Below are 1,608 nucleotides of genomic sequence, written 5' to 3' on the forward strand. Positions count from 1 at the left end.
AAAACTCCCATGACCTGACGGCCACCCCCATGGATGAAAATAGGATGCATGTTTGAAACCATACAGCCCTAGCACATACTTGGAAGTAGGCAGGTCAAAGGTCGAGACTTTTTTGGTGATACCAAACCCGAGTTCAAAACCGCCCTAATGCAACAACGAGCACCGCCGATTGTTGTCATGAACACGTGTATAAAATTACACCTCTCATGTTGCATGACCTGCACTCTTTTAAAAAGAGGGTTGCCGATGGATGCTATTTTAGAACGATGTGCTGGATTAGATGTACATCAAGAAACGGTGGTTGCCTGTGTATTGGTGGGACCTTTGGACAGGAAACCAAAACAAGAGATTAAAACGTTTGGAACAACAACAAAGGAGCTGCTCAGACTTTTAGATTGGCTAACAGAGCAAGAATGTTCTCATGTGGGCATGGAAAGCACTGGCGTCTATTGGAAGCCGGTGTGGAACATCCTTGAAGGTTCGTTTACACTCGTGCTAGCCAATGCACAGCGTATAAGAAATGTTCCTGGCCGTAAAACCGATGTTAAAGATTCGGCTTGGATCGCTCGATTACTACGCTGTGGATTAATTGAGTCTAGTTTTGTACCACCCGAAGACATTCGCGATCTTCGAAATTACACACGTTATCGTCGTAAGTTGGTCGGTGATGCAACAGCTGAGAAAAATCGAATTCACAAGATTCTTCAAGACGCTAACATCAAATTAACAACGTACGTTTCGGATGTGTTTGGGGTATCTGGCCTGGCTCTACTTCAATCCGTAGTCAATGGAGAAGTATTGGAAGCCGAAACGATTAAATCCATGGTATTCACATCCTTGAAGAAAAAGGTGCCCGATCTGATCGAAGCTTTAAACGGACGCGTACGAACCCACCATCGTACGATGATTCGGATGCACCTCGATCATCTTGAGTATTTAGAGAAACAACTTCAAGAGTTAGAACAACAAATCGACAACCTAGTGAATCCCTATCGCAACGAAATTGAACTATTGATCACCATTCCGGGAATTCAAAAGGATGCCGCGGCGAGTATCCTTGCGGAAATCGGTACCGATATGTCCATATTTCCAACAGACGCCCATTTAGCCTCATGGGCAGGTCTAAGTCCAGGTAATAACGAGAGTGCTGGTAAAAAAAAAGTACACGAATTGGTAAAGGCAATAAGGGTTTGAAAACTGTTCTTTGTCAGGCGGCATGGGCAGCAACAAAGAGAAAGGATTCGAGGCTGGCCGCTTTTTATTACCGAATAGTAAAGCGACGCGGCCCGAAAAAGGCAAACATGGCATTAGCTCATTTGCTCTTACGAATCATTTATCACATGCTACTTAACCAAATGCCTTATGAAGAATTAGGTTCTGATTATTTACCCAAAAAGGAACGAGATGTTGACTATTGGGTAAATAAGATAAAATCCCTTGGGTACCATGTACAGGTTGAGAATAGTGAAACCGCATAAGACCTTATTTTTTAAAAAAAATTCGAAACAATTTTGGGGTGGTGGGTTTTTTTGCGCCATTTTTAGTAAAAGGCACCTTAAAGGACCCCATAACTGCTACGTTAGTGTAAAGAGCTATTTTCGTATAAAA

Annotated in this window: 1 pseudogene; it reads left to right on the forward strand. The window is 42.8% G+C overall.

The features are described from left to right. Nucleotides 1-246 precede the first annotated feature (246 nt). Nucleotides 247-1,478, forward strand: a pseudogene (locus tag J2T13_RS26205) (IS110 family transposase). Nucleotides 1,479-1,608: the final 130 nt, after the last annotated feature.

The organism is Paenibacillus sp. DS2015 (genome assembly GCF_050433705.1).
Lineage (GTDB): Bacteria > Bacillota > Bacilli > Paenibacillales > Paenibacillaceae > Paenibacillus_AQ.